Here is a 26976-nt window from a genome sequence, read left to right as displayed (position 1 = left end):
GCTGTTCCTTCCGCTGAGCAGGCGTCAGCCGAAGAAGCGGATCGGATTCACCAGGTCCGAGTAGATGAGCAGGGCGCTCATGCCGCCCAGCAGGATCACCACGGCGAACGTGACCGGCATGAGCTTCGCGGTGTCCACCGGTCCCGGGTCCCGGCGGCCGAAGAGACGGGCGACGGTGCGCTTGAGGCCCTCCCACAGGGCACCGGCGACGTGACCGCCGTCGAGCGGCATGAGCGGGATCAGGTTGAAGACGAACAGCGCCACGTTGAGCGAGCCGAGGACACCGATCAGGCCGGACACCTTGGCGTCGAGCGGCACCTGATCGAGGCTCGCGATCTCCCCGGCGACCCGGCCCACACCCACCACGCTGATGAGCCCGTTCGGGTCGCGCTCCTCGCCGCCGAACGTCGACTGCGCCACCGCGAACAACTGCTGCGGAAGGGTGAGGATGATGCCGCCCACCCGGGTGATGTTCTCCCAGATGTGCGGAAGCACGGCCGACGCGGGCTGCTGCACCACGGTCTGGGTGGGACCGATGCCGATGAAGCCCACGTTCCGGGTCACCGGCTCCCCCGACGCATCCTCGACGATCTGCCCGACGTCGTCGATCACGTAGCGCTCGGAGAGCAGCGGCGTGACCGGCAGGGACTGGGTGACGCCGTCGCGTTCCACCTCGAAGACGAGGACGTCGTCGGGCGCGTCCCGGATGACGCCCGCGATCTCGTCCCACTCGGTGATGGGCTCGCCGTCGATGGCGACGATCCGGTCCCCGGGGAGGAGGCCCGCCGCGGCCCCCGGCGACTGAGGGTCACCGGGTTCGCAGACCTGACGATCGCTCGTGGCCGGGAGAACGCACTGGCTGACGCTCGCGAGCGTGGTGGTGAACTGGGCGGCGCCGAATCCCATGAGCAGGATGGCGAACAACACGATGGCGATCAGCAGGTTCATGAACGGCCCGCCGAGCATGATGATGATGCGTTTGTAGACGGGCAGACGGTAGAACGCGCGGTCGCGTTCCCCGGAGCCGATGCTGTCGGCGCTCGCCACCCGGGCATCCTGCGCGAGTGAGGAGAAGAACCCTGTGCTGGCCTCGCGCATCGCACCGCCGGCTCGGGCCGGCGGGAACATTCCGATCATCGAGATGTAGCCACCCAGCGGGATGGCCTTGACGCCGTATTCGGTCTCACCGCGCCGCCGCGACCACAACGTCGGACCGAAGCCGATCATGTACTGGGTCACCTTCACCCCGAACAGCTTCGCCGGCACCAGGTGCCCGATCTCGTGCAAGCCGATGCTCAGCGCGAGCCCGATCAGGACCGCGACGATACCGAGCAGATAGAGCACAACGTCCACACCCGAAACCATATCCGCGCAATGCTCCGAGCCAGCACAGTGCCGAGTGCCCGGACCACCGGTTGCGCTCGCGGGTGACGGCGCTCGCGGGTGACGGGGCTCGCGCACCGGACGCAGGGCACCGGTGCCCGGGCGCCGTCAACCGGCATCGCGGAAATCGCGCAGTGCGTAGCATCGGTGTACACGGATCGGAGGGTGAGCGCATGTCGGGAAGCCAGGTCGCCGAGCTCGTCGGCTCGCGACTCGGCGAGCGCTACCGCCTCGAGGCCGTGCTCGGGCACGGCGGCATGTCGGTCGTCTACCGGGCGAAGGACGAGGCGCTGGGCCGGCAGGTGGCGGTCAAGGTCTTCGCCGCCAGCACGGCCGATGCGGCGGAACTCCGCCGTCAGGACAGCGAGGTACGCATGCTCGCGAGCCTCAGCCATCCCGGCCTCGTCACCCTGTTCGACGCGGGTGCCGACGAGTCGGTGCGGGGCTCGATCGCCTACATCGTCATGGAACTGGTGTCGGGCGACACCCTCCAGGGTCGTATCGCGTCGGGACCGATGCCACCGCTCGAGGTCGCCGCGATCGGCGCCGATCTCGCCGACGCACTGCACTACATCCACCGGCGCGGCGTGGTTCACCGCGACATCAAGCCGGCGAACGTGCTGCTGCCGTCGAACTCCGCGGAGGACACGACGGCGGCCACGAAGCTCGCGGACTTCGGCATCGCGCGCATCATCGACGGAACGCACCTGACCGCCTCCGGGTCCATCATCGGTACGGTCAGCTATCTCAGTCCGGAGCAGGCGATGGGATCGACGGTGGACTCGTCGGCGGACATCTATGCGCTCGGTCTCGTGCTGCTGGAATGCCTGACCGGGGCGAAGGCGTTCCCCGGGTCCGCCGCCGAGTCGGCGAGCGCCCGGGTGCTGAGGGACCCGGACGTGCCGGACGCGGTGCCCGAGCCCTTGCGCCGATTGATCCGCGCGATGACGTCGCGCGTGCCGACCGAGCGTCCGAGCGCCCGCCGCGTGTCGGAAGCGCTCCGGGCGATGCGAGTGGGAGGCAAGGGAGGGCCCGCGCCGACCGACGCCTACCCCGTCGGGGAGTACACGGACACGGAAGCCCTCACCACCATCAGTGGGTTGGCCACCATCGGCGGGTTGGCCACCATCGGCGGGTCGGCCTCCGCCGGCGGACCGACCACCCTCGGCGGATCGGCCCAGGCGTCCGACCTGACCGAACAGTCGGAGGGGCGAGCGACCCGTCCCCTGCCCACCGCCGCGGTGACCGACCGGTTCCCGGCTCCGGGCGCTGCCTCCCCCGCACGCGAACGTCCCGCGACCCCGCCACCCGCCCTGCCGCTGGAGGCGACGCCGACCGAGGCCGTCGTACCCGTGCTGGCCGAGTCGACCGCCGCCCCAAACCCCGTACCGCGACGGACGCTGCGCGCCCATGAGCGTTCGCGCCAGCGCCGACCGTGGGCTGTGATCGTCGCCGCCATCCTGCTCGTGATCGCATCGGTCATCGGCTGGACCGTGATCCAGAACATGACCACCGGATCGGGTACGGACACGGTGGAGTACCCGAGCGTGCCCGGTGACTTGGGCACGTCGCTCGAAGAGTTGCAACGAAGCGTGGAGGAACCGGAATGATGCGTCGACCGACGACGATGGGGATCGCACTTGCGGCGGTGCTGGTGCTCGCGGGCTGCTCACCCCAGCTGACGCCGCAGGAGGCCGCTCTGCAGAGCTTCCAAGCCCGCGTCCTCGCGGTGAGCGAGGAGGCTCAGAATGAGGCGTACGCCGATGCCCGTGCGGGGCTCGACACCCTGATCACCGAAGTGAACTACGCCCTCACCCGAGGGGATATCTCCGAGGCCACGCGGGACGAGGTGATCGCGGCCATCGACGCGGTGCGGGCGCAGCTCGATGCGCTGATCGCCGCAGCGGACAACCCCGACGCTCCCCTGCCCTCCGAGTCCCCGGACTCGACGTCGACGGAGGAAACGGTGACCGATTCCGACGACGCGCCGGAGCCGGATTCGGCGACTCCCCCGGCGAGCAACCCCAAGCCGGCGCCCGCACCTGCACCTGCACCTGCACCGGCGCCCGCTCCGGCGCCCGCACCTGCACCTGCACCCGTACCGGCTCCCGCTCCGGCGCCCGCACCTGCACCCGCACCGGCTCCCGCTCCGGCTCCGGGCGACGGTGGAGGCGACACCGGCGGAGAAGGTGGTGGCAGCGGGAACGGCAACGGCAATTCCGGTGGTGGCAACGGCAACGGCAATTCCGGTGGTGGCAACGGCGGCGGCAACGGGAACGGGAACGGCGGAGGCCGGGGAAACGGATAACGCTCCGGCGTCGACGGCCGGCCGACGCTGCGCGGGTAGGAATACCCGCGGGCGTCGGCGGGCTAAGGCTGCGCGGCGATCAGCCGGTCCGCGTCCCGTCGCGCCGCGGTCTCGGCTTCGGCGAGCGACTCGCGGGTCAGCGGACCCGACGCCGCGGACGTCGTATCGAGAACGGCCCGAATGGTGTCCACGATGCCGAGGAAGCCGATCCGGCCGGCGTGAAATGCCGCGACGGCCTGCTCGTTCGCGGCGTTGTACACCGCGGGCCAGATCCCGCCCGCTCGGCCCACCTGCTTGGCCACAGCAACGGCGGGGAAGGCCGTCTCGTCCAGCGGCTCGAACGTCCACGAGGATGCCGTGGTCCAGTCGATCGGGTGGCCCGCATCCGGCACTCGATCGGGCCAGTTCATCCCGAGGGCGATGGGCAGGCGCATGTCGGGCAGCGACGCCTGCGCGATCGTCGACCCGTCGATGAACTCCACCATGGAGTGCACGATCGACTGCGGGTGCACGACCACGTCGATGCGGTCGTACGGAACGTCGAAGAGCAGGGACGCCTCGATGACCTCGAGCCCCTTGTTCACCAGCGTGGCGGAGTTGGTGGTGATCACAAGCCCCATGTCCCAAGTGGGGTGCGCGAGCGCCTGTCGGGGGGTGACGTCGTGCAGGTCTTCCCGGCGGCTGCCCCGGAACGGTCCACCGGATGCCGTGACGACGAGGCGACGGACCTCGTCCGCCGTCCCGGAGCGGAGCGCCTGCGCCAGCGCCGAGTGCTCCGAATCCACCGGGACCAGTTGACCGGGCGCGGCTATCCCCTTCACCAGCTCGCCCCCCACGATGAGCGACTCCTTATTCGCGAGCGCGAGCATCCGTCCGCTCTCCAGTGCGGCGAGCGTAGGCCCCAGGCCGACCGATCCGGTGATGCCGTTCAGCACCACGTCGGCGTCGACCGTGCGCACCAGTTGCTCGGCCTCATCCGCGCCGAGCGCCACGTGCTCCACCCCGTGGGCGGCGGCCTGAGCCGTCGCCTCCGCCCGCCTGGAGCCCGCACCGAGGCCCACCACCTCGAAGAGCTCGGGATGGGCCGCGATCACCTCCAAAGCCTGTACGCCGATGGAACCGGTGGAACCGAGGACGATCACTCTGCGCATCCCGTCATCCTCCCATTGGTGAACCGGGCGGAGGCGCCGGAGGCGGCGGCGGCACGATGAGGGTCTCGAAGGTGCCCGAGTTCTCCTGCTGGGCGATCCACAGGTCGGTGCCCGTGGCGAGGCCCGTCGGGTTGGCGGCGTCGGGGTCGGCGGGGGTTCCCACCAGCCACTCGCAGAGATCGTCCTCACCGGCTCCGCTCGGCGGGACGCACAGCGGGTCGATCACCCGGAGGAGCCGACCCGAGGAACGGCTCGCCTCCGCCTCGATGAACGATCCGGCGTCGATGACCTCGGAGTACTGCCGCGCCGTACGCACACCGGCGAATCGTTCGTGCACCCGCGTAATGATGTCCTCGCGCACGTTGTCGGGCAGGGGCGCGGTGCGGCGGGTGAGCACGTAGCTGCCATCGAGCATCAGGTACGCACGGTCGTTCGTGGAGTCGTCGGCGAGCAGACGATCCGCAGCCTCGGCGCTCAGAGGATCGCCCACCGAGGATCCGGACGCACTGGTGGCCGTGGGCAACGGCCCGCGGTAATCATTCGCGGAATAGCATCCCGTGAGCGAGGCCGCCGCGACCAGGGACAGGACGCCCACGGCGGTCGCTCGGTGCGGCCCCATCGTCGCGCCCTGCCCGGTGCTGTCAGCCCTGGGGGGCGGCAGCGGTGGTGTCGAGGATGTCGACGACGAAGACGAGCGTGTCGGTGCCGCTGATGCCGGCATCCGGCTGCCCCGCCTCGCCGTAGCCCTCGGCGGGCGGCAGAACGGCGAGGACCTGCGATCCGACCTTCTGGCCGACCAGCGCCTTGCCGAAGCCGGGCACGACCTGGCTGGTGACGAAGGTCGCCGGGGCCTTGCCCCAGCTCTCGTCGAACACCTCACCGGTTGCCCACAGCGTGCCCTGGTACTGAACGGTCACGCTGTCGCCCTCCTGCACGACGGCTCCGTCACCCTCCTTGAGCACGGCGATCTGCAGCTCGGTCGGTGCATCACCCTCGGGGATCGTCACCGTGGGCTGGCCGTCCTCGGCCAGCTCCACCGTCGGCAGACCCTCCTGAGCGGGCTGATCGACGCCGGTCGCGCGATCGGCCATCTTGTCGAGCACGTCGATGACGAAGACGGTGCTGTCCCCCTCGCTCAGGCCGAGCTCGGTGAGGGCCTCCGCGGCGAAGGAGTCCTCCGGCGACGTGACGGCCACGATGCGGGAGCCCACTGTGGTGCACTCCACCGCACGCACGATGCCGGGGAGGAACAGGGTGTCGTCGACGGGGAACGGCACGGGCTGCTCGGCGCTGTACGGGAGGGCGTCGACGACCTCTCCGGTGGTGCCGTTGTACACGGCGATGGCGATCTTGGCCTGGTCGCCCGGCTCGATCTCCGCGCCGTCGCCCTCGGTCACGATCGTGCGCTCCGTGGTGGACGCCTCGACCGGCGCGTCGATGCTGACCTCGGGAGCGGTGCCCACCTCACCCGTCACGGTCACCGCCTCGGATGCACTACCCGACTGGGTGTCGGCGCATTCCGCGGCCGTGGCACCGGGTGCCGGCGTCGACCCGTTCGCGCCCTCCGGCTCGTCCGTCGGGGAACTCGAGCACGCCGTCAGGGCGAGCACCGAGATCGTCGCGAAAAAGAGAGGAATGCGTCGGTTCACAAAGCTGCTTTCGTTGGGAGTATTCGACAAGTGTGCCTGAGGCAACCGCAATACCCGCTGTGCACGGCGATATTCGCCGCCCCGGAACGGTGCTGCTCGGTCATACCGCCCGAGTGCGGGGTTCGTGCACCACGGGGAAGTTCACCGAGGCGGCGATGAAGCACAGCTCGGCGGCACGAGCGTGCAGGCTCTGGGCGAGATCGATTTGCGACGGATCCGCCACGGTGACGGTCGGGCGAAGCGTGACACCGGTGAAGTGTCCGCCGCCATCCCGGGTCTGCGTCATGGTGCCGCTCGAGTCGTCGGTGTAGTCCACGACGACGACGCCCGCCGACGCCGCCACGTGCAGGTAGGAGAGCAGGTGGCACTGGGTGAGTGCGGCCAGGAGCAGCTCCTCCGGATTCCAGCGATCCCGGTCGCCGCGGAACACCGGGTCGGACGATCCGGAGATTCGGGGCTTGCCCTCGGCGGTCAGCACGTGATCGCGCCCGTAGGAGCGGTAGTCCGACGTGCCCGAGCCGCGGTTGCCGGTCCAGGTGAGGGCGACGGCGTAGGAGTGGTCCACATTCATGCCGTCACGCTACCCGGACCGCGGCTCCCCCGGACGAACGGCAGTGGTGGGCGGACGGCATCGGCGACGCACGGCATCAGGGTAGAACGGCATCGGCGACGGACGGCGTCGGCGACGGACGGCGTCGGCGCTGGACGCCATTGGCGCTGGACGGCATTGGCGGAAAGGCGCCTGTGTTTGGCCGTCACCTCGGCGGTCCTTCGGCCGTGGCCCGGAACCGCCGGGGTAGGCTCGAAACACCATGACAGACACCCTCGCCGCCGCTACCTCCGCTCCCCGCGCCACCGTCACGCAGGAGCGCAAGATCGTCACCTCGATCCCCGGTCCGAAGTCGCAGGAGCTCCACGCACGCCGCATGGCCGTCGTGCCGCCCGGAGTCTCGTCCGCACTCCCCGTCTACATCGATCGCGCCCACGGGGCCATCGTCGTCGACGTCGACGGCAACCAGTTCATCGACCTCGGAGCCGGTATCGGTGTGACCACCGTCGGACACACCGAGGCGGGCGTCACCGCCGCCGCCGCCGGCCAGCTCGACGACTTCCTGCACACGCTGTTCACGATCACCCCGTACGAGGAGTACGTCCGCGTTGCGGAACTCCTCGCCGAGCACACTCCCGGTGACCACGCCAAGCGAACCGTGCTGGTGAACTCCGGTGCGGAGGCGGTGGAGAACGGCGTGAAGATCGCTCGCAAGTACACCGGTCGCCGCGCCGTCGCCGTGCTCGACCACGCGTACCACGGGCGCACCAACCTCACCATGGCGATGAACTACAAGGCGGCCCCCTACGCGACCGGATTCGGCCCCTTCGCCGGGGACGTCTTCCACGCCCCGAGCTCGTACCCGTACCACGACGGTCTCACCGGCGCGGAGGCCGCCGCCCGCACGATCGCGTATCTCGAGAAGCGCATCGGCGCGGTCGACCTCGCCTGCCTCGTCGTGGAGCCGATTCAGGGCGAGGGCGGCTTCATGGTCCCGGCCGACGGGTACCTGAACGCACTGCAGGACTGGTGCACCGCCAACGGCGTGGTATTCATCGCCGACGAGATCCAGAGCGGCATGGCCCGCACCGGCGCCTACTGGGCGAGTGAGCACTTCGGCCTCGTTCCCGACCTGCTCCTGTCGGCGAAGGGCATCGCGGGCGGACTGCCGTTGGCCGGCGTCACCGGCCGTGCCGAGATCATGGATGCTGCACTGCCCGGCGGACTGGGCGGAACTTTCGGGGGCAACCCGGTGGCCGCCGCAGCCGCTATCGCCGTGTTCGAGGCCATCGAGCAGCACGATCTGCTCGCCGAAGGACGTCGGATCGAGAAGAAGCTGAAGACGCGGCTGACCGAGCTGCAGGACCGCTACGACATCATCGGAGAGGTGCGTGGGATCGGCGCGATGGTGGCCATCGAGCTGGTGGCACCGGGCACGGCCGACACGACGAAGGAGCCCAACGCGGCGGCGGTCAGCGCTCTGGCCGCGCACGCCGCCGCCAACGGCGTGATCATCCTCACCGCGGGAACGTACGGGAATGTGCTGCGCTTCCTGCCCAGCCTCTCCGCCTCCGACGAACTGCTCGACGACGCGCTCGACGTGCTCGCCGAAGGCTTCGCCGCGCTCTGAGAATGAACCCGCGGGCCACGGCTCGCGAACGGGTCGTCGACCGGTGGACGGCTCGGTTGCCCGATCCTCGCCGCACGACGGCTCCCCACCACGACGACGTTCCGACGGAGACACGATGACAGCCACGATCACCCTGACGAACGCGGTGGAGCTCGCCACCGTGGAGCGGAGCGGATTCGTCGAGTCCCGGCACGCCGGAGCCGCCGTGGTGCTCGCCCCCGACGGCACGGTGCTGCGGGCACTCGGAGACGTGTCGGCGCCCGTCTTTCCCCGGTCGTGCATGAAGCCCTTCCAGGCGCTCGCCATCCTGGCGAGCGGGGTGGACCTCAGCCCGGAGGAGATCACGATCGCGAGCGGTAGCCACAGCGGCACCGCACCGCACGTCTCCCTCGTGCGGGGCATGCTCGCTCGTGCCGGGCTTCCGGTCGAGGCGCTCGGCTGCCCGGCCGACTGGCCGCTCGACCGGAACGCACGGGACGAGCTGGTTCGCTCGGGCGGGCGCGCCTCCCCCGTCTACATGAACTGCTCCGGCAAGCACGCCGCCATGCTCCTGGCCTGCGTGCAGAACGGGTGGGACACGGACAGTTACCTCGACCCGCAACATCCTCTGCAGGAGCGCATCCGAGACGTCCTGCAACGCTTCACGGGAGAGCGAATCGCCGCATCCGGTGTCGACGGATGCGGCGCACCGGTGCACGCGATCTCCCTCACCGCGCTCGCCCGCGGCATCGCGAAGATCAGCACAAGCCCCGCCAACTCGTCCTTCGACATCTTTCGCCGTGCGGCCTCGCTCTCCGCGGCGATCCGCGCGAACGGCTGGGCCATCGACGGGCCCGGCCGCGCCAACACGCTGGTCGTCGACCAGGTGGGGCTGCTGGCCAAGGGAGGTGCGGAGGGCGTGATGGTGATGGCGCAGCCGGACGGAACGTCGGTCGCGCTGAAGATGCTGGACGGCAGCCTCCGCGCCGCCTCGATCGTCGCGCTCGAGTTGCTCGCGGCGGTGGGCTCCGTGCCCGCCGAGCAAGTGGAGCGGATCCGTCCCGCACTGGACCTCGCGGTTCTGGGCGGAGGGGTGCCGGTCGGCGCGATTCGGGCATCCGCGGCGGTGACGGGATGACGACCTCCTTCGGTCCGGACGACCCGGACGACCGCCCCGATCCCACGCTCATGCGCAACCAGGCCGCCCTCACCACGGCCTCCGGTCGCAGCTGGTTGATCCTCGGCGGCATCCTCGCCGCGGTCAGCGTGGGCACGCTCGCGTTCTTCGTGGATGCCGAACCGACCGGACTCGCCCTGTACGGCATCGCCACGGTGGTCGTGCTGTACGCCGGGATGGTGGGGGCGCGACTCGCCGTACCCCGGGGACCGAAGCGTCTTCGGCTGCTCGCCGTTCTCATGATCCTGATCGCGATCGTCGGCCTCGGCTGCGTGCTCGTTCTCGCCATGACCGGCAGCGCCGCGCTCACGGCGGTCTCGACGTGAGGATCGGCGTACCCACCGAGCGGAAGAACAACGAGTACCGCGTGGCCGTGACGCCGTCAGGGGTGCACGACCTCGTGTCGCACGGGCATTCCGTCGTGGTGCAGGCCGGTGCGGGTACGGGGTCGGCGATTTCCGACGAGGCCTTCGCGTCTGCGGGGGCCACGCTGGCCGACGATGCGGATGCCGTGTGGTCGGACGCCGAACTCGTGCTGAAGGTGAAGGAGCCGATCGAAAGCGAATACCGGCACTTCCGCGAGGACCTCACGGTCTTCGCCTACCTGCACCTCGCCGCCGAGCGCGACCTCACGGAGGCCCTCCTGGCCTCCCGCGTCACCGCCGTGGCCTACGAGACGGTGCAACTGCCGAACTCCACACTCCCGCTCCTCGCACCGATGAGCGAGGTGGCGGGCCGCCTCGCCCCGATCGTAGGAGCGAACACGATGATGACACCGCACGGCGGACCCGGTCTGCTGCTGCCCGGTGTGCCCGGCACCCACCCGGGGCGGGTCACCGTGCTGGGCGGTGGCGTCGCCGGCACGAACGCGGCGTACATCGCCATGGGCCTCGGCGCACACGTGACCGTGCTCGACACCAACCTCGCCCGTCTGCGGGAGATCGACGCCCTGTACTCCGGGCGGATCACGACCGTCGCGTCCAACGGCTTCGAGATCGAGAACTCGCTCCGCTCCGCCGACCTGGTGATCGGATCGGTGCTGGTGGCCGGCGCGAAGGCACCGACGCTCGTGAGCAACGATCTCGTGTCGCGGATGCGACCGGGGAGCGTGCTCGTCGACATCTCCGTCGACCAGGGCGGGTGCTTCGAGGACTCGCACCCGACCACGCACGCCGATCCCACCTTCCCGGTGCACGGATCGCTGTTCTACTGCGTGGCCAACATGCCGGGCGCGGTGCCGCACACCTCGACCTACGCCCTGACCAACGCCACCCTTCCCTACGTGCGCGCCCTCGCCCGCTCGGGGTGGCGCGACGCGCTCCGGGCCGACCCGGCGCTCGCGCTCGGACTGAACACCTACGCCGGTGATGTGGTGAACGATGCGGTCGCCGCGGCCCACGGACGTCCCGCCCGACCGCTCGAATCCGTACTCTCCGCCTGACGCACTCCGCCTGACGCTCTCCGACCGACGGCTCTTCCGCAGACGGCTGCACAGGCTCTCCCCCCTACGGCTGTGTTCCGGGCGGCTGTGCTCCGGGCGGGTGCGCACCGGGCAGCCATTACGGGGGCCATTGCCGTCGCTCCGGTCGGGCAGGACGATCGGTGGGCGGTAGGTACCACACGGATCGTCCGTGCGAGCGGAGCGGCGGGGGCAACGTCGGTGAACGGGTGAGCGTCCGGTAGTCCCGCGCCGAGCAGGCGTCGAACACCACGTGTCGCGCACGCGACGCCGCCGCGAGCGCACCCCATGCGGCCTGCCACTCGTCGGGATCACCGAGAATGACGTCGATGATCCCCCCGCCGGTCGGCGAAGCGGCACGCGCCAGCACACCGGTGGGCGGGATGACGGACAGATACGCGATGTCGAGCCGGATACCCGACGACGTCGCGCTCGCCGCCGCGACCCGCAGCAGCGGAACCACCGCGGCCGGCCGCGTGCTGACGATCGCGTAGGAGTCGCCCGCACGGAACACCATGACGGGATCGGTCGAAGGTTCGGACGCATCATCCGGGCGCCGGTCGGTGCTGGTGGCGCGGTCGTCCGCGGTCAGGCGGCCCGCCTCGTCAGCGCGGACCGTCGCGGCCCGGGAGCGCAGCACGGCACGGTCACCTGCGACGACAGGTGCGGACGTGGCGGCGTGCCGCCCGGACGTCGCAGGCGTCGCGCGGGCCGCCCCGCAGAGCGCCACCTGCACCCGGAAGCCGCGCCACCACCCGCCACCGGGGACCAGGTCGGAATCGAAGGTCGAGACGTCACCACCCGCGAGCGCGTGCTCCTGACGGTTCGGCATGCGGAGCAGCAACGTCCGACCGAGCAGCGGAGCAAGACCCGACAGCCCGGCGGACAAGCGCTGCGCGGTGAGCACCAGGCGGATGCCCGCACCGGGGCCCTCCCGAGCCAACGCGGACAGCATGTCGAGGAACACTTGCGCGTAGTCCGGGTCGTACCGGGCCAGGAGGGCGTCGACGTCGTCGAGAGCCAGGATCCGCGCGCGGCGGACACCGGCCCGCAGGTCCTCGAACGCGGCCGAGACGGCGTCCCAGGTGTCGACCGGATCCGACGGCACCCGCACGAACCGCGGGGCGGACGGCGATGGCCCGGTACCCACGGCGGCGAGCGTGGCGAGAACACAGGTCTTGCCCGACCGGTGCGTGCCGAGCACGAGCAGGGAGCCGTCGCGCTCAGGATGCCATGCGGCGTAGCTCCGTCGTTGCTCCGCCGGCTCGTCGGTGAGTCCGAAGACCATGGCCCCGGTGAGGTCGCCGCGGTGCACGGTCGGGTCCTCCAGGTCGGACAGCGCCAGCACCGCGGGCAGCGGATCGAGCCACGGTCGCCGCGGCGGTTCTCCCGTCGCGTTCTTCCGCACCGAGTCGACGAACCGCGCCAGCCGCTCCGCGTCCACGGTGGCGATCTGGACCGGGACGACCGCCGCTCCGCTGATGCTCACCAGGCAGCGACCCCGCGCGCTCTGCGGAAGGGACGCCGCGGCGTCGCTGCCGATCACCGCCATGCTGTCGGCCCGGGAGGTCACCCGCAACGAGAGCCGGAGTCCGCAGTTGGCGAGCACCGCATCGCGCACGACGCCGACGGGCCGTTGCGTGCAGAGGATCAGGTGGATGCCCAGCGAGCGCCCTCGGGAGGCGATGTCGGCGAAGACGTCGTGCAGTTCCGGGAACTCGGCGAGCATGGCGGCGAACTCGTCGACCACGATCACGAGGCGGGCGAGGATGCTCACTCGCGGCTCGCCAATCCCCTCCTCATCCGCGTCGGAGAGGGAACGGATGCCGCGCTCGCGCAGCCATCGCTCGCGGTGCCGCAGCTCGGCCCGGAGGCTCTCGATGGCTCGCCGCACCGCTCCCGAGTCGAGGTCGGTGAGGAACCCGACGCAGTGCGGCAGTCGGGCGAGGGCGTCGAAGGACGCCCCGCCCTTGAAGTCCACGAGCAGGAAGGTGAGGAAGGCGGGAGTCGTGGTGCGGGCGGAACTCACCACCCAGGTGATCAGCAGTTCGCTCTTTCCGCTTCCGGTCGTTCCGCCGATCACCGCGTGGGGACCATCCCGCGCGAGATCGATGGTGAACACCCCCGAGGAGGTTCGACCGAGCACCGCCCGAAGCAGCCCGTGTGCGGTGCGACGCCTCGCTGCACCGGACGCGAGCGAGCCGGACGCGAGCGACCCGGACGCGGCCGCACCGGGAGGAAGCGCATCCAGCGACACGAGTTCCTGCAGCTCCACCCGGTCGGGCAGTTCCGCGTTCCGCGTCGCGATGCGCGTGGCGCGATCGGCCAACCGGCGGGCCACCGCCTCGGCCGTGGCACGGGACACCAGGTCGGGTCGGATCACAGATCCGGCGATGGCCGTGCAACTACCGGACAGGAGCCGCGCCTCCGTCGCCCCGACGAGCAGCAGCACGGTGTCGCAGACGCGAGGCAGAGCCGATGCCGACTCGGCCATGGCGATCACGATGTCCTCCCCGCCCACCCGGATGCGCACCTGCGCGGTCGGCGTCCCCGTCGGCGAATCGGACCCCGTCGGCGGCTCCGTTCCGGTCAGCGGATCGAACTCCGTCGGTGAATCCGTTCCCGTCGGCGGATCGGACCCTGTCGCCGAATCCGTCGCGAGTGACCGTACCCGCCCTCCCCAGTGCGGGAGTCGCTCCACCCACCTCCAGTCCTCGCCCGACGGTCGCTGCCAGAAGTTCGCCTCGGCCGGATGCACGAGAAACGCGATCTGCAGCACCAGTCCGCGGGCGACCGAGCTCGTCAGCACCGGCGGTCCGCACAGGCCGACATCGGGGATGCGCCCTACGGTCGCCGGGGCGTGCCGGAGCACCGCCGCCTCGTCGACGAGCGCCCGGGCGTCGGCACTGCCGGGGATGCCGTCGATCGACACGCCGCTCGGAACCGGGGCCAGCCCGAGCACGAACGGTCGCTCGCGCGTGCCGAATCCGCGCCAGAGCAGCGAGTCGGGAGCCGCACCGGAGACGATCGCGCGTGTCGACGGCGTGGCCGTGAGCCGACTGGCCCGATCCACGGCATGCACGGCCGCCACCTCGTCGCGCAGGCGTGCCACCGCGTCCTTCTCGATGCGCCGGGCACGCCGCCTCCGCCGTCGCGCCGAGACCCGCGCGTCGAGGATCCCGGCGACGAGGATGACCGGACTGAGGGCCGCGAAGATCAACGCGTAGGGCGAACGGGTCACGGCGAACAGCACGGCGGCGGCGATGAGTGGCGCAACCACCCCGAGTACCGGAAAGGGCGCGGGCGGCGACGTCTCGGGTGGCGGCGGCAGGCTCAGTCTCATCCCGCCATGTCAGCAGTCCCTGCGGGTCAGCGGCCGGGCGCGTCGCGATCTGTGGAGGACACGGGGAAGCACGGTCGGGGAAACGGGGAGGAGACGGTGGTGGCGGTCGGCGCCTCAGGAGGGCGAGTTCCGCCTCGCCGGTCGGGCGCTCGGCGCATAACCGGCTGGATTCTCTGCGCTGCTCCCCGCGCTGGCGCCCGCATCACCGGCCCTGGTCCTCGCGTCGGTTCCCGGGACGGTGTCCGGCCGCTGCGGGAGTCGCGATCCGTGGCGTCGAAGCGACCGCATCGACATCAGCGCACCGATGCGCTCCCGTCGCGAGCGACCTCGCGAAAGCGCTGCGCGCAGTTCACCGACCACTCGCCACACCTGTTCCGCCGAGCGCTCGTCGGGCACGGCCGGTCCGAAGGCCGCGCGGTCGGCCGCCCGGGCCAGGGCGAGCGGGGCGGTTCCCCCCACGGTTTCGGCGACCTCGATGCGGGTCGACGACCGCGGAATCTCGTAGCCGTGGTCGATCGCGGTGTCGGCGAACTCCTGCCATCCCCCCTGGATGCGGTCGAGAGGCGTACCGTCCCGTCGGCGCCTGCGGCGTCGGCGCAGCTTGGCGGCGAGGATCGCGAGGAACGGCGAGGTCAGCACCGCGAGGGCGAGGAGCACCCACCCGGTCACCCGGAGGATCCCGAACACCAGCGCGAGGAAGGGATTGGCCTCCTCCTGCTCCTCCTCGGAGGTCTCCGGCGGCAGCTGGTCGTCGAGGTCGATTCGGTCGTCCTCCGGCGGCGGCAGGATCGACTGCGGGCGGGAGACGACGGTGGGTTCGTCCGGTTCGGCCTCCGGGATGTCCCGGACTTCCGGATTCGGATCGAGGCTCACCCAGCCGTCCAGTGTGTCGACCTCGATCCAGGCGGTGACGTCCGAGCCCGTGAGCGGCATCCCGTCCGCCGGCGCGCTCTCGCGATCGTCCGCATCGGGACGGAGTCCGAACACCACGCGGGCGGGGAACCCCAGCTCCGTGGCCATCAGCGCGGCGGTCACCGCGTACTGCTCGGCGTCACCGATCATCGGCCGCTCCGTCAGCAGCTGGCTGATCCGGTCCGCACTGTGGCCCGACCGGCTGAACGGCTCATCGGGAGATACGCCGTGGCTGACGTAGCCGTCCGCGCGGAGGCCGTCCAGCATGGCCAGCAGGCGCTCCCCGGGCCGGTTCACCCCGGCGATGTACCGCTGGAGCGAGGGCACGAGCTCATCGGGCAGAGCCCCGATGTCGGGCACGACCGCGGTGCCGGGACGAGCCGACTCGAGCGCATCCTCGCTCCGCTCCCGGGGCACGACGGTGGTGAGCCGATACGAGTCGCCCGCGCGGAGGCCGGTAGTCACCACCGCGGTGCCGGTGACGTCGTTGTAGAAGAACGAGTCCTCGAGGGCCTCGGCGTTCGGCCCACCGAACTCGACCGACTCGAGCTTGCCCAGGATGGGCAACCACACGCCGCTGTAGGAGTCGACCGTCACCTCGACGATGACCCGATCCCCGTCCACCCCGGACTGGTCCAGTTCGTAGGGCACCCGGGTGAAGGTGCCCGATGCGCCTGAGCCGGTTTCCCCGCCCACGCTGTAGACCACGCCGTCGTAGGAGTCGAGGGTCGCAATCCGCAGGCCGGCCTCGCGAGGCAGATCGGTGACGGTCAACTGCGTCTGGGTGTCCCGGCCCTGCTGCAGGTAGTACCGGAACCCGGCGAGCGGGCTCGCGTGAACCCGGGGGTCGAACGGCTGCTCGACCACCGTGCGCAACACGTCGCGAGTGCCGGTCGGCGGCACGACGACGACGGCGGCCGCCGAGACCATGAGCGCGACCGCGATCGTGGCCACGGCACCGAGCAGAGTGCGGGCGCCCCCGAATCGCTGCTCCGTCACCGACTCGACCGGTGCCCCGTTCTGCACGGTGAGCGTGCGGATGGCACGGGTGCGCCGGTACCAGCGCAGCCAGACGAACCACAGCAGCGAAACCACGAGGAACGCGAGCGCGAGCTCGACCGGGAACGCGGCGACGTCGGGGCCGAACGCTATCGCGGCGATGAACAGCACGGTCGGCGCGAGGACGCCGAGTTCGCCGTAGCGTGCACGCAGCGTCAGCGACAGTCCGATCACCGTCGACAGCAGGACGAGGATGAACGCCGGCACCAGCAACTGCTGGTACCCGCCCACCGGCAGCGTGATGGTCAGCAGCTGCTTCCAGCCGAGTCCGGCACCGCGAAGCAGGTCGAGCAGGCTCTCCGCCGTGGGCAGCACCCCGAACATCGCTTGGCCCGGAAGGGCGAGCGGCGTTCCAAGGGCGAGGAACACCGCCACGGTCGCGAACAGCACGGTGGCACTCGACCAGCGGTAGAGGGCGCCGAGAACCGCGACGAGTGCACCGGCGCAGAGTGCGCCGATGATGAGCAGCAGGATGTCGCGGCTGGCGTAGATGGGCCAGAGCGCGGCCGCCGCGAGCGCGCTGACGAGGAGGAACGCCGCCGTGTTGATCACGAAGAAGAGCGGTGACCGAACGCCGGAGGTGTTCACGCGGCGGCCGATCGGGACAGCGACCGGGTCAGGTCCTCGAGGTAGCCGATGGTGAGCACGCTGAGCTCGGACACGCGTCGGAGGGCCGGGGTCATCCCGGGGTCGCACACGACCGCGACGACTTCGACACCCGCGGGGAACTTCGTCGACGCGGCGCGGAGCTCGGACTTGGTGGCACCCGTGCCGCAGACGACGAAGGCCACGGAGATGCCGGCCACGGAGTCCGCCGCGACCCGCGCGAGGTCGGGAATGGGCAGAGCGGTGGCGGCGTGGTGCACGGTGCTGAGGTCGTCGAGGAGCCGAGGGCGGCTGGTCACGCTCAGCCGCTTGAGCGCGTACACCTTGCGCTTCGCGAACTCCGGGGTGCGCTCACTGGCGACCACGGACACGTTCCGGGCGTCCCGGATGGCCCGCACGCCGAGCGACGCGGCCACGCTCACCGCGAGCTCGAACTCCTCCTCGGTCGAGTAGTCGCTCGACGCGAGGCTCAACGCGATCATCAGGTGGCTGCGTCGCGTCTCCTCGAACTGGCGCACCATGTGCACCCCGGTCTTGGCGGTGCTGCGCCAGTGGATGTGTCGTCGCTCATCACCGGGCAGGTACTCGCGCAGGGCATGGAACGACACGTCGCTGTTCGCGAGATCGCGCGTCGGATTGCCCTCGAGGTCGCGCACGAAGCCGGTCGAGGTACTGGGTACCGGGATGGTGCGCGGATGCACGTAGAGGTCGATCGGGTCGCCCCCGGTGATCTCCCGGCGGAGCAGACCGACGGGGTCACCGCGCACCGTTCGCACCGGTCCGATCCGGATGACGCCGCGCCGCGTCGTCGGCACCACGAAGACGTCCTCGAACGAGCTCCCGGGCCGAAGCGACGGGACCGCGAACTCGGCCAGACCTCCACCCACCGGAACCTCCACCGTCACGCCGACGAGGCGGCGGGCGGTCGGATTGTGCACGGTGAGTTGCGCCGGTGCACGCTCGCCCACGACCACGCGCGTGCTCGGCAGGAACACGCCGATCTCGAACGAGTTGCGGGCGAGAAGCGAGAGCACAGCCGCCACGACCAGCACCACTCCGACCCAGGCCACGGCCACCAGCTCCAGCCAGCCGAGCCCGTAACCCACGGTGAAGCCGACGACGACCAGCCCGACGATCGACCAGCCGAGCGGGGTGACGACACCGGCCACCGCGGTCGCCATCCGCACCGCGCCCGCGCCGAACGCGGTGGCCAGGCGCACGAGGGCGACGAGGGCATCGGCGAGCGGGTCCGTGCGTGTGCCGACGATGCGCGTGCGCGCGTTGATGAGTCCCTGCGTGCCGGTGGCACTGTGGGCGGGTGCCGAGGTGCGGGTCCTGCCGCGGCTCAGCGTGTGCGCGGTGTGCGACGACGTATCGACGTGAGCCCCCGTCCGCCGCTCGGAGAGGAAGCGTCCCCCGGGTCGGGTGGAGGTCACACGGCGTGCCGATCACTCGGCGGGGCCGTCTCGATGAGCACCTGAGCCATCACACTCGACGGAGTGACGCCGTCGAATTCCGCCTCGGGGTCGAGCACGAGACGGTGCGTGAGCACGGGTTCGGAGAGGGCCTTGACGTCATCCGGAATCACGTAGTGACGACCGTTCGCCGCCGCGAGGGTCTTCGCCGCGCGCACGAGAGCGAGCGCTCCGCGCACCGACGCGCCAAGACGCACCTCGGTCGCCGATCGGGTGGCGTCGACGAGCCGGGACACGTAGTCGTACACCGACGGATCGACGTGCACCGTTCGTGCGTCCGCGGCCATCTCGGTCACGGTCTCCGCGGAGATGATCGACGGCACCGTCGTCTCGTGCGCCTTCGCTCCCGACCCCTCCAGGATGCGCATGGTCGACAGGTGGTCGGGGTAGCCGATCGAGGCCTTCATGAGGAACCGGTCGAGCTGCGCCTCCGGAAGCCGGTAGGTGCCGGCCTGTTCGATGGGGTTCTGCGTGGCGATGACCATGAACGGTGTCCCCACCGGATGGGAATTGCCGTCGACGGTGACGTGCCCCTCCTCCATCACTTCGAGCAGCGCCGACTGCGTCTTCGGGCTCGCCCGGTTGATCTCGTCGGCGAGCACGATGTTCGCGAAGATCGGTCCGCGGTGGAACTCGAACCGCCCGGTGCGCTGGTCGTACACGCTCACGCCGGTGATGTCACCGGGGAGCAGGTCGGGGGTGAACTGCACGCGGTTGCTGACGCCGCGCACGGTCTGCGCAATGGCGCGGGCGAGAGACGTCTTCCCCGTGCCCGGGTAGTCCTCCAGCAGGAGGTGTCCCTCGCTGAGCAGTGCGGTGAACGACAACCGGATGACCTGGTTCTTGCCGAGCAGCACCTGTTCCACGTTGGCGACGAGGCGGCCGAAGGTCTCCTCGAAGCGTCGTGCCTGCTCCGCGGTCATGGTCATGGGGTCGCCTGTCCTGTCGAGTACATCGGTCATCGCTCGTTTCCCCTATATTGCTGCGTGTACGACAGTCCGTTGGCCAGGACACGGACGGTCACCGCGGCGGGCGCCTCCGGTCCCCCGGTCACGTCGCTGGCGCCGGGTCCGGCCATCGCGATCCAGGTGACTCCGCCGTCGATCGAGTACTCCACGCCGGTGTAACCGGAGCCGGTGGGGGAGCCCAACCACTCGAACGTACCCGACAGGTCCGGCACCTCGCTCACCGTCGGGATGAATCGCATCCCCGGAGCGGTGGTGTCGACGGCGACGCCTGCTGAAACGGCGGGCGACCACGCGCTCTCGAGTCGCGTGCCGTCGCCATGCGTCTCGACGACCTGCACCTCGATGCTGACCGGTTCGCCGAACGGCGCGAGCGTGAGGCCGTCCCCGCGCGCGACCGGTGCTCCGGTGGTCGTCCCCGCGATGCGGTAGAAGAACTCCGTCGTCGGTGTTCCCCCGCCGGACGAGTAGGTGACGTCGGACAGCACCGGTCGCGACCGGCCGCCCACCCCGGTGAGGTCTCCACCGGGGGCGATCGCGACGGTCGCCTGGGCATTCGTCGGTGCGACGCGCGGAGTGACCGCGGCGATGTCGGTGACGAGCGTGCAGCCCTGACTGTTCGCCGCGATCACGGCGAAGCGGTGTTCGGCGTTCGCGGCGAGACCGCTGAAGGTGTGGCCGGAGCTGCTCTGTGCGGGCACCGCGCCGGACACGGTGGCGTTCCACGGCACCACGCCCTCGGTGCTCACGGTGCACGACGGCGTTTCGGCGCCGGAATAGGCCGCGACCCAGTAGCGGATGCCGTCGCGCCCGTCCCCGCTGAACGGCTGCCAGGTCAGGGAGACGGTACCCGCCGCGTCGTGCGCGGGCGTGGCCGCCGGGGCGCCGATGGCCCGCGGTGCCCCGAGCGGGGTGCCGGTCGAGGAGGACGTGTTCCACGCGTCGGCGCTCGTCACCTGCGCGCCGTTCCGCGCACTCACGGAATATCCGACGGATCCCCCGTTGGACTCCACGACGTTCCGGAACTCGATGGAGGTCCGGCCGGCCGGAACCTCCTGCGTCACCCCGCCGACGGAGACGACGTAGTTCGTGACGGCGCTCCCCCGTCCGGTGTCCACGGCATTCCAGATCACCCGGAGTCCCCGGTCGAGCGGTTCGGCGGTGAGGCCCGTGGGCGCCGGCGGCACCACATCCGACCAGAGTCCGGTCAGTGCGACGGGATCGGACAGCCCGATGGCGTTGCGGGCGAGCACCTCGATGCGTACGCGGCTCGACGGACCGTTGCCGTCGGTGGTCACGTCGCAGGTGGTGGACTCGCAGGTGCGCGACGAGACGACGGTTCCATCCCGCACCGCCCGCACCTCGTAGCCCTGAATGGGCGAGTTGTTGAACGCTCCCGGATCGAAGGCCACCGAGATGCGCCGGTCGCCGAATCCGGTGGTTCGCAATCCGACGACGGGATCGGGACGGTCCTGAATGGAGATGCGGACGGTTCCCCAGGCGGCCCGGGCGGGGTCGCCGGTCGCGTCGAGCACCTGGTACTGCACGCTCACGTCGCCCGGCGGCACGGTGCCGGCCACGGCGATCGTCAGGTGCGATCGGTCATCGCTCGGGGAGACCGACACACCGGCGGGCAGGGAGGCGCTGTCGATTCCCCGCACGGCGACCACCCGCAACGGCTTGCCGGGGAACGGGTTGGTCGCCGCATCGTTCTGCAGCACGTCGACCACCGTGGTGGTGTTCCGGGGGGCGATGGCGACATCGAGCTGGGGCTGGGCGAGCGGGCGCGTCGACGGCACGACCCGCAACTCGATCCGCCCGGCCACACCCTCGTTCAGGGCGTCCCGCACCCCGATGGTCACGGTGCCGGCCGTACCGCCGACGGCCGCCTCCTGCACACTGAGGGTCAGCGTGGAACCGCTGACCGTGGCGGAGAAGCCGGTCGGGGCCGCACCGATGACGGAGTAGCGCAGGTCGTCGCGATCCTCGGAATACGGGTACGTCGTGAGCTTCAGCAGGTCCACCTGCCGCTCCTCGCCGGGCTCGAGCTCGAGCACGGCGCCGTTGAACGACGGTGGCTGGTTGGCGCGGGGCGTCACGGTGATCGGAAGCACGAGGGTGGCACGGTTCCCTCGCGGATCGTCCGCGGTGGCGCCGTCCGTGACCTCGAACGAGATGGAGGCCGGCCCGAAGTAGCGGTCCTCGCTGGTGAAACGGAGCGTCTGCGCGTCGACCACGAGTTCTCCGCCGTTCGACCGGGTCGCCCGCACGCTGTTCGCGTCGGTGAGGCGCACGTTCCGATCGCTCACGGCGACCACGTGGTCGTTGATCGGGATGGTGAGGGTGGCGCCGCTCTGCACGGTGAGCCGGGGTGCGTTGCGGTTGAGCTGCGGCAACGCCTCCGCGAAGCCGGGCACCCACACGAACGCGTACGCGGTGACTCCGGAGTCGTCGGGGTGGCTGACGCGGAAGGGGATGATCTGGCGCTCGCTGCCGAGCGTGACGCGGATGCGTTTGCCCGCGACGACCTGCGCCGATCCGTCGTACCCGGGCTGGAGTCCGAGGCCGAGGGAGCGCACGGGTCCGTCGGCGAAGAACACGTTGTCGAGCACGTTCACGTCGACCGTGCGGCGCCCGACGACGTCGGACAGACTCAGCACGGTGTCCTTGGCCACGGGGCGCGCTAGGGGGGCGTCATCGGCGACGACGACGGTGAGGAAGGTGGAACTCGTTCCGCCTCGATCGTTCTCGATGTCGTAGACGAAGCCGTACCGGCCCGGTTCGGTCGGTGCGACGACGCGGACCACGTCGCCTTCGACCGTGGCCGCTACACCGGGCTCCGTGGGTGCGACACCGGTCACGGAGAGGGGGCTGCCGTCCGGGTCGGAATCGTTGGCGAGCACCTGCACCAGTACGGTGCGTCCGGGGCGCACCGTCACCTCATCGGCGATGGCGATCGGGTTCCTGGCGCCGTCGGGGCGCGTGCCAATGCCGATCCGGACGGTGCCGACCGCCCGGGCGCCGACACTGTCGGTGACGGCGTACGCGAAGGTGTCCGCTCCCGCCGAGTAGCTTCCCGCCTCGTACTCGATCCAGTCGGCGCCGACCTCGAGCACCGCGCCCTTCGTCGGACTCGTCTCCTGGCCGAGGAGCTGCACGGAGTCGCCGTCGGGATCGATGCCGGTGAGCGGAATCGGGATGCGCACGCGTTCGCCGGCGAGCACGCGCGCGGTCACCGTCTTCGGCACCGGTGGGTTGTTCGAATCCGCGTCGACCTCCCGCACGGCGATCGAGACCCGTGCGGTCGCCCACTGGCCGTCCGGCGCCTCGACGCGATACTCGGCCGTGAAGTTGCCGGTCTTGTCCGGGGCGAGGTAGCGGAGCACGTTCGACGATGCGAAGAGCAGGCCGGAACCCGCCGGAAGCGGGGTGGGAAGATCCGGTGCCAGGGTGAGGGGATCCCCGTCGGGTTGCGTGTCGTTCGCCAGCACGGGGATGTCGATGGCGTCGCCGACGCGCACCGAGACGCTGTCCGGCATGGCCACGGGTGGTTGAGTGATGCCGGCGTGGGGGATCTCGATCACGGTCACCGTGCCCACCGCATCGGCGAGGCCGTTGCTCACGCGGTAGGAGAACGAGACCGGACCCTCGAGGGGTTGGGTGGCCGTGACGCGCAGCAGGCGCTGATCGAAGATCTGCACCTGCAGCCCCGACTCCACCGGCACGTCGAACGCCTCGGTGACGAGGAGCACGCCCCCGGCCGGGTCGACGTCGGTGGCCAGCACATCGACGTTCTGGGTGCTGAGCTGGCGCAGGAAGACGGTGTGGGTCGCGGTGATGGGGCGGGTGTTGGGGTCGAGCGGCGCGGACACCTCCACGCGTACGACGCCCGTGGCGGTGGAGGTGCCGTCGCTCACGGTGTACTCGAGGAGGTGGGTTCGTGCTTCCGAGCTGACGAATCGGAAGGTGCCGCCGTCGTAGTCCGGCGTGATGCGCGTGCCGGCCGGCACGGCCACGTTGGTCAACCGGACGGTGCCGCTGCCTCCGCGAACGTGCCGCAGAGGCTGGATGGTGATCTCCGACCCGGCATTGGCGAGCTCCGCGAACGGCTCGGTCACGATGGGGACCGAGCCGGCGGTCCGCACGGACACCGTGAGCACCCCCGCGCCCTCGGCGATGCCGTCGGACACGGAGAGCGCGATCGGCTTGGACTCACCTCCGGCGCCCTGGTCGGTGAACACGACGGTCCCGTCCGGCTGCCAGCTCACCTGGTCGGGTTCCGCCACGGCGGCCCGGGTGAGGTAGAACGCGTCACCGTCCGGGTCGTACCAGTCCCCCAGCACCTCGGTGGTGAGCCGGGCTCCCGACTGCACGACGCCCGTCGTCGACCGCACCTGCTGCGGCGGTGAGTTCTCCTCCGGCGAGCGCACCAGGACGGTGACGGTGGCGGTGGCGGTGCCGCCCCGCCCGTCGGTGATCGTGTAGTCGAACGAGAACCGGCCGGACGCATCCGGTGCAACGGTGATCTGCACCTGGCGACGATCGTTGATGAGGTCGAGGCGGCCGACCGACTCATCGAGAGGCGTCACCTCGCTGATCAGGAGCACGTCGCCGTTCGGATCGTAATCGTTCAGCAGCACCGGCAACGGGTTGGCCCGCCCGGCCCGTACGCCGAATTCATCGTCCACCGCCACGGGCGGCTGCTGCACCTCGACGAAGGCGGCCGGCGTGTCGACGCTCTGCTCCTCCACGACCTGCTGGCTCTGGTCGCGGTCGATCAGCGCGTCCCAGTTGTCGATCACGTCGTTGCCCCGCTGCACCGCCCAGGACATCCCGCCGAGCGCATCATTGAGCACGACCCGATTGTTGTTGACCCGGTATTCGAGCCGGGGATCCGTCGGTGAGTCGACGAGCTGGGATGCGGTTCCGACGGCGTCGCCGTCGCAGCGTCTCCACGCGGTGCCGTCGCCCCAGGCGGAGTAGTCGCACCCGGCGACCGACACCGGGGCGGCCGGCGGCCCGTACGCCCCCTCGAGGAGGGCGCGGGGCGCACTTCCGCCGAGCGGCACGCCGACGACGCCGCCCGGGTGGGCGATCAGCAGGTCCGTGCCGGACAGTGCCGGCTCCTGCACGACGGCGGGCACGTCGGCCGGGATGAGCCCCGACAGGTCGATCCGTCGCCCGTCGAACACCAGAGCGCGCGCCTCCGGATCGTAGACGGCGGGGCGGCCGGCGACGCTGGTCACCTGGCGCGGTGCCTCGCCCGCCTCCAGGGGCACGTTCTCCACCGAGTCGACGGAGTCGCCGGTCGCGGTCGGCACACGGTACAGCTCGCCGCTGTCGGGCGAGAAGGCGAAGAGCAGGCCGTCGGCATCGACGCTCGCCACGGTTCCGGCCCCGAGGCTCAGGGTGGGTTCGGATTCCACGTCGAAGTCGTCGAAGGCATCGGCATCCCGGATCCACACCTCGCCGGTCTCCGGGGAGGCGACGACCACGCGGCCCTGTTCGACGAAGATGTCGGGGTTGCTCGGGGGCACCGGGACACTGGCGTCGATCGTGCTGGTGGCGGGGTCGACGATGTCCACCTTGCTGTTGCCGCGGTCGAAGAGGAGCACGGACTCCCCACCCTGCACCACGTCGATGTCGGTGCCCTGCGCGGGAATGACCGAGTTGAGCTCCAGCACGGCGGTGTTGGCCCTGCCGATCGCGCGCTCGTTCCCGTTCGTGACCCAGACCGCGCCGTCATTGAGGTCGACACGCTGTGCACTGTAACCGCCGGAGACGACGGCGACCGTCGCGATCAGCGCGGCGATCAGGGTTCCGCTGGTCGCGGTGACCACCGCCGACCGGCGACGGGAGAGCCAGGCGCGCATCATTCTGCACCCACGACGCTAGAAGTCCACGCACTTCTCGCTGGAGGGCGCTCCGGTGGTGCCGTTGCGCACCACCGCGACCGTTACGCACACCCGGTCCCCGGGTTCGGCGGCACTCGTGAAACGCGAGGCCTGCTGCACGCTCGGTTGCCCGTCGAGGCGCACCTCGTAGCGATCATCCGGCAGACGCCCCGGGTCGGCCCAGGAGAAGACGACGGTGTTCTCGGTGGTCGACGCGGAAATCGCGCCGACGCGCGGCAGGTCGTTCGTGGTGGAGCGGATCATCACCGCGGTGGCCGTGGCGCCGAAGGCGATGGCGAGCACCGCCACGGCGACGAGCGCCCAGGTCAGCACCGTCCTCTGGCGGCTCGGCCGGGGCACGCCCGTTCCGGTCGGGTAGGCGCTTCGGCTCTGCCGGATGAGAGTGCCGACCTGACTCTGCGCGCCCGACGCCGCGGCGACCGGCTGCCGACGGCGACGGCGCCCCGGGGCGTCGGGGTTCACGGCGGGAACGCCCTTGATCCGGGTGCGGTCGTCGAGGTCCGCGACCGTCGCGAGGGCCCAGTCGTCCATCGCGACCTCGACGGGCGTCTGCGCCACCCCGAGTTCGAGCTCGGCCGACTGCAGTTCGCGGATGAGTTCCATCACGTCGCCGGGGCGCGCATCCGGCCGCTTCGACATCGCTCGCTGCAGGGTGCGTTCCAGCTGGGGAGACACGTCGGCCCTGCCGATCGGACCCGGCTTCGCCTTGGCGATCCGTGCGATCAGATCCGCCGACGTGTTCGACCCGCCGGTCACCTCGAACGGCGAACGTCCGGCGAGCAGCGAGTAGATGGTGGCGCCGAGCGACCACACCTCGCTGGCTATGGTGCCGGACGAGTCGTCGTTCAGCACCTCGGGCGCCGACCACGGAATCGACAGACCGACCGCTTCCGGAGTGTCGGACTCGCTCAGCGTCGCGGCGATGCCGAAGTCGGAGAGCACGGGGTTGCCGTACGCGGTGGTGAGGATGTTGGAGGGTTTGATGTCGCGGTGCAGCACCCCCGCGCGGTGCGCCGTCTCGACCGCACTGGCGATCTTGATGCCGATGCGCAGCACGTCGGCCACGGGGATCGATTCGCGGCGGTAGCGCTGGCCGAGCGACGACGAGCAGAGTTCCATCACGAGGTAGGGGCGGCCATCCGCCGAGACGCTGGCCTGGTAGACCGTGAGGATCGACGGATGGGTGCTCAACTGGGCCATGAGGTTGGCCTCGGCCTGGAACATCTGTCGCACGGAGTCATTGACGACTTCGGCGAGCATCACCTTGACGGCGACCTGGCGGCGCGGCAGGTTCTGTTCGTAGAGGAAGACGTCGGCGAATCCGCCGGAGCCGAGGACCGTGATGTAGGAGAAGCCCGGCAGAGTGGGAGGTGTGGAGGGCAGTCGTCGTGCCACAGTTTCCCCCCTTCGGGTAC

The 26976-nt window shown here is 70.6% G+C and carries 17 protein-coding genes; 6 read left to right on the top strand and 11 right to left on the bottom strand.

Annotated elements, in window-relative coordinates:
- Positions 1 to 24 precede the first annotated feature (24 nt).
- The gene (locus EY822_RS12025) at positions 25 to 1365 is read right to left on the bottom strand and encodes a M50 family metallopeptidase (RefSeq protein WP_150308470.1); all 1341 of its coding nucleotides are present in this window, start codon (positions 1363 to 1365) and stop codon (positions 25 to 27) included.
- A gap of 191 nt (positions 1366 to 1556) precedes the next feature.
- Here EY822_RS12025 and EY822_RS12020 point away from each other — a divergent pair, with 191 nt between their 5' ends.
- Both EY822_RS12020 and EY822_RS12015 read left to right on the top strand, forming a co-directional pair.
- Positions 1557 to 2993: a serine/threonine-protein kinase gene (locus tag EY822_RS12020; protein ID WP_150308469.1), complete on the top strand. Its 1437-nt coding sequence runs from the start codon at positions 1557 to 1559 to the stop codon at positions 2991 to 2993.
- Positions 2990 to 3691 carry a hypothetical protein gene (locus tag EY822_RS12015; RefSeq protein WP_150308468.1) on the top strand — a complete coding sequence of 234 codons (702 nt, stop codon included), beginning with the start codon at positions 2990 to 2992 and terminating at the stop codon, positions 3689 to 3691. The genes EY822_RS12020 and EY822_RS12015 overlap by 4 nt, the downstream gene beginning before the upstream one ends.
- Positions 3692 to 3753: 62 nt before the next feature.
- Here EY822_RS12015 and dxr read toward each other — a convergent pair whose 3' ends face one another.
- From dxr to EY822_RS11995, 4 genes are all read right to left on the bottom strand, one after another.
- A complete protein-coding gene (gene dxr / locus EY822_RS12010; RefSeq protein ID WP_150308467.1) occupies positions 3754 to 4842 on the bottom strand; it encodes a 1-deoxy-D-xylulose-5-phosphate reductoisomerase in 1089 nt (362 codons plus the stop codon).
- 4 nt (positions 4843 to 4846) lie between these two features.
- On the bottom strand, positions 4847 to 5461 hold the full coding sequence (locus tag EY822_RS12005; RefSeq protein ID WP_150308466.1) for a hypothetical protein: 615 nt from the start codon (positions 5459 to 5461) through the stop codon (positions 4847 to 4849).
- Between the two features lie 22 nt (positions 5462 to 5483).
- Positions 5484 to 6491: an FKBP-type peptidyl-prolyl cis-trans isomerase gene (locus tag EY822_RS12000; RefSeq protein ID WP_150308465.1), complete on the bottom strand. Its 1008-nt coding sequence runs from the start codon at positions 6489 to 6491 to the stop codon at positions 5484 to 5486.
- A 100-nt stretch (positions 6492 to 6591) separates the two neighbouring features.
- A complete protein-coding gene (locus tag EY822_RS11995) occupies positions 6592 to 7062 on the bottom strand; it encodes an OsmC family protein (protein ID WP_150308464.1) in 471 nt (156 codons plus the stop codon).
- 241 nt (positions 7063 to 7303) lie between these two features.
- Between EY822_RS11995 and gabT the strand changes: the two genes are divergently transcribed.
- The 4 genes from gabT to ald all read left to right on the top strand — a co-directional run bounded on the left by gabT (position 7304) and on the right by ald (position 11268).
- On the top strand, positions 7304 to 8671 hold the full coding sequence (gene gabT / locus EY822_RS11990) for a 4-aminobutyrate--2-oxoglutarate transaminase (protein ID WP_150308463.1): 1368 nt from the start codon (positions 7304 to 7306) through the stop codon (positions 8669 to 8671).
- A 115-nt stretch (positions 8672 to 8786) separates the two neighbouring features.
- Positions 8787 to 9788, top strand: coding sequence for an asparaginase (locus EY822_RS11985; protein WP_150308462.1), 1002 nt, complete (start codon positions 8787 to 8789; stop codon positions 9786 to 9788).
- Positions 9785 to 10153, top strand: coding sequence for a hypothetical protein (locus EY822_RS11980; RefSeq protein ID WP_150308461.1), 369 nt, complete (start codon positions 9785 to 9787; stop codon positions 10151 to 10153). Before EY822_RS11985 ends, EY822_RS11980 begins: the two co-directional genes overlap by 4 nt.
- Positions 10150 to 11268 carry an alanine dehydrogenase gene (gene ald / locus EY822_RS11975; RefSeq protein WP_150308460.1) on the top strand — a complete coding sequence of 373 codons (1119 nt, stop codon included), beginning with the start codon at positions 10150 to 10152 and terminating at the stop codon, positions 11266 to 11268. The genes EY822_RS11980 and ald overlap by 4 nt, the downstream gene beginning before the upstream one ends.
- 118 nt (positions 11269 to 11386) lie before the next feature.
- On the opposite strand, the gene EY822_RS11970 is transcribed toward ald, so the two are convergent.
- From EY822_RS11970 to EY822_RS11945, 6 genes are all read right to left on the bottom strand, one after another.
- The gene (locus EY822_RS11970; protein ID WP_150308459.1) at positions 11387 to 14629 is read right to left on the bottom strand and encodes an FtsK/SpoIIIE domain-containing protein; all 3243 of its coding nucleotides are present in this window, start codon (positions 14627 to 14629) and stop codon (positions 11387 to 11389) included.
- 114 nt (positions 14630 to 14743) lie between these two features.
- Positions 14744 to 17188 (bottom strand): DUF3488 and transglutaminase-like domain-containing protein, encoded by a 2445-nt coding sequence (locus EY822_RS11965; RefSeq protein ID WP_150308458.1) that lies wholly within the window; start codon positions 17186 to 17188, stop codon positions 14744 to 14746.
- Positions 17185 to 18642: a DUF58 domain-containing protein gene (locus tag EY822_RS11960; protein WP_227497247.1), complete on the bottom strand. Its 1458-nt coding sequence runs from the start codon at positions 18640 to 18642 to the stop codon at positions 17185 to 17187. Before EY822_RS11960 ends, EY822_RS11965 begins: the two co-directional genes overlap by 4 nt.
- The gene (locus tag EY822_RS11955; RefSeq protein WP_150308924.1) at positions 18639 to 19610 is read right to left on the bottom strand and encodes an AAA family ATPase; all 972 of its coding nucleotides are present in this window, start codon (positions 19608 to 19610) and stop codon (positions 18639 to 18641) included. Before EY822_RS11955 ends, EY822_RS11960 begins: the two co-directional genes overlap by 4 nt.
- Positions 19611 to 19639: 29 nt before the next feature.
- The gene (locus tag EY822_RS11950; RefSeq protein ID WP_150308457.1) at positions 19640 to 25522 is read right to left on the bottom strand and encodes an Ig-like domain-containing protein; all 5883 of its coding nucleotides are present in this window, start codon (positions 25520 to 25522) and stop codon (positions 19640 to 19642) included.
- 15 nt (positions 25523 to 25537) lie between these two features.
- A complete protein-coding gene (locus tag EY822_RS11945) occupies positions 25538 to 26956 on the bottom strand; it encodes a serine/threonine-protein kinase (RefSeq protein WP_150308456.1) in 1419 nt (472 codons plus the stop codon).
- Between the last annotated feature and the right edge of the window lie 20 nt (positions 26957 to 26976).

Source organism: Planctomonas psychrotolerans (assembly GCF_008642235.1).
Taxonomy (GTDB): Bacteria; Actinomycetota; Actinomycetes; order Actinomycetales; family Microbacteriaceae; genus Planctomonas; species Planctomonas psychrotolerans.
Note: the sequence above shows the minus strand (reverse complement) of the source record. Positions and strands in the feature narration are given on the sequence as shown.

Coding starts and splice junctions, on each gene's coding strand:
- EY822_RS12025 (WP_150308470.1), bottom strand. CDS start 1,365: ATGGTTTCGGGTGTGGACGTTGTGCTCTATCTGCTCGGTATCGTCGCG.
- EY822_RS12020 (WP_150308469.1), top strand. CDS start 1,557: ATGTCGGGAAGCCAGGTCGCCGAGCTCGTCGGCTCGCGACTCGGCGAG.
- EY822_RS12015 (WP_150308468.1), top strand. CDS start 2,990: ATGATGCGTCGACCGACGACGATGGGGATCGCACTTGCGGCGGTGCTG.
- dxr (WP_150308467.1), bottom strand. CDS start 4,842: ATGCGCAGAGTGATCGTCCTCGGTTCCACCGGTTCCATCGGCGTACAG.
- EY822_RS12005 (WP_150308466.1), bottom strand. CDS start 5,461: ATGGGGCCGCACCGAGCGACCGCCGTGGGCGTCCTGTCCCTGGTCGCG.
- EY822_RS11995 (WP_150308464.1), bottom strand. CDS start 7,062: ATGAATGTGGACCACTCCTACGCCGTCGCCCTCACCTGGACCGGCAAC.
- gabT (WP_150308463.1), top strand. CDS start 7,304: ATGACAGACACCCTCGCCGCCGCTACCTCCGCTCCCCGCGCCACCGTC.
- EY822_RS11985 (WP_150308462.1), top strand. CDS start 8,787: ATGACAGCCACGATCACCCTGACGAACGCGGTGGAGCTCGCCACCGTG.
- EY822_RS11980 (WP_150308461.1), top strand. CDS start 9,785: ATGACGACCTCCTTCGGTCCGGACGACCCGGACGACCGCCCCGATCCC.
- EY822_RS11970 (WP_150308459.1), bottom strand. CDS start 14,629: ATGAGACTGAGCCTGCCGCCGCCACCCGAGACGTCGCCGCCCGCGCCC.
- EY822_RS11955 (WP_150308924.1), bottom strand. CDS start 19,610: ATGACCATGACCGCGGAGCAGGCACGACGCTTCGAGGAGACCTTCGGC.
- EY822_RS11950 (WP_150308457.1), bottom strand. CDS start 25,522: ATGATGCGCGCCTGGCTCTCCCGTCGCCGGTCGGCGGTGGTCACCGCG.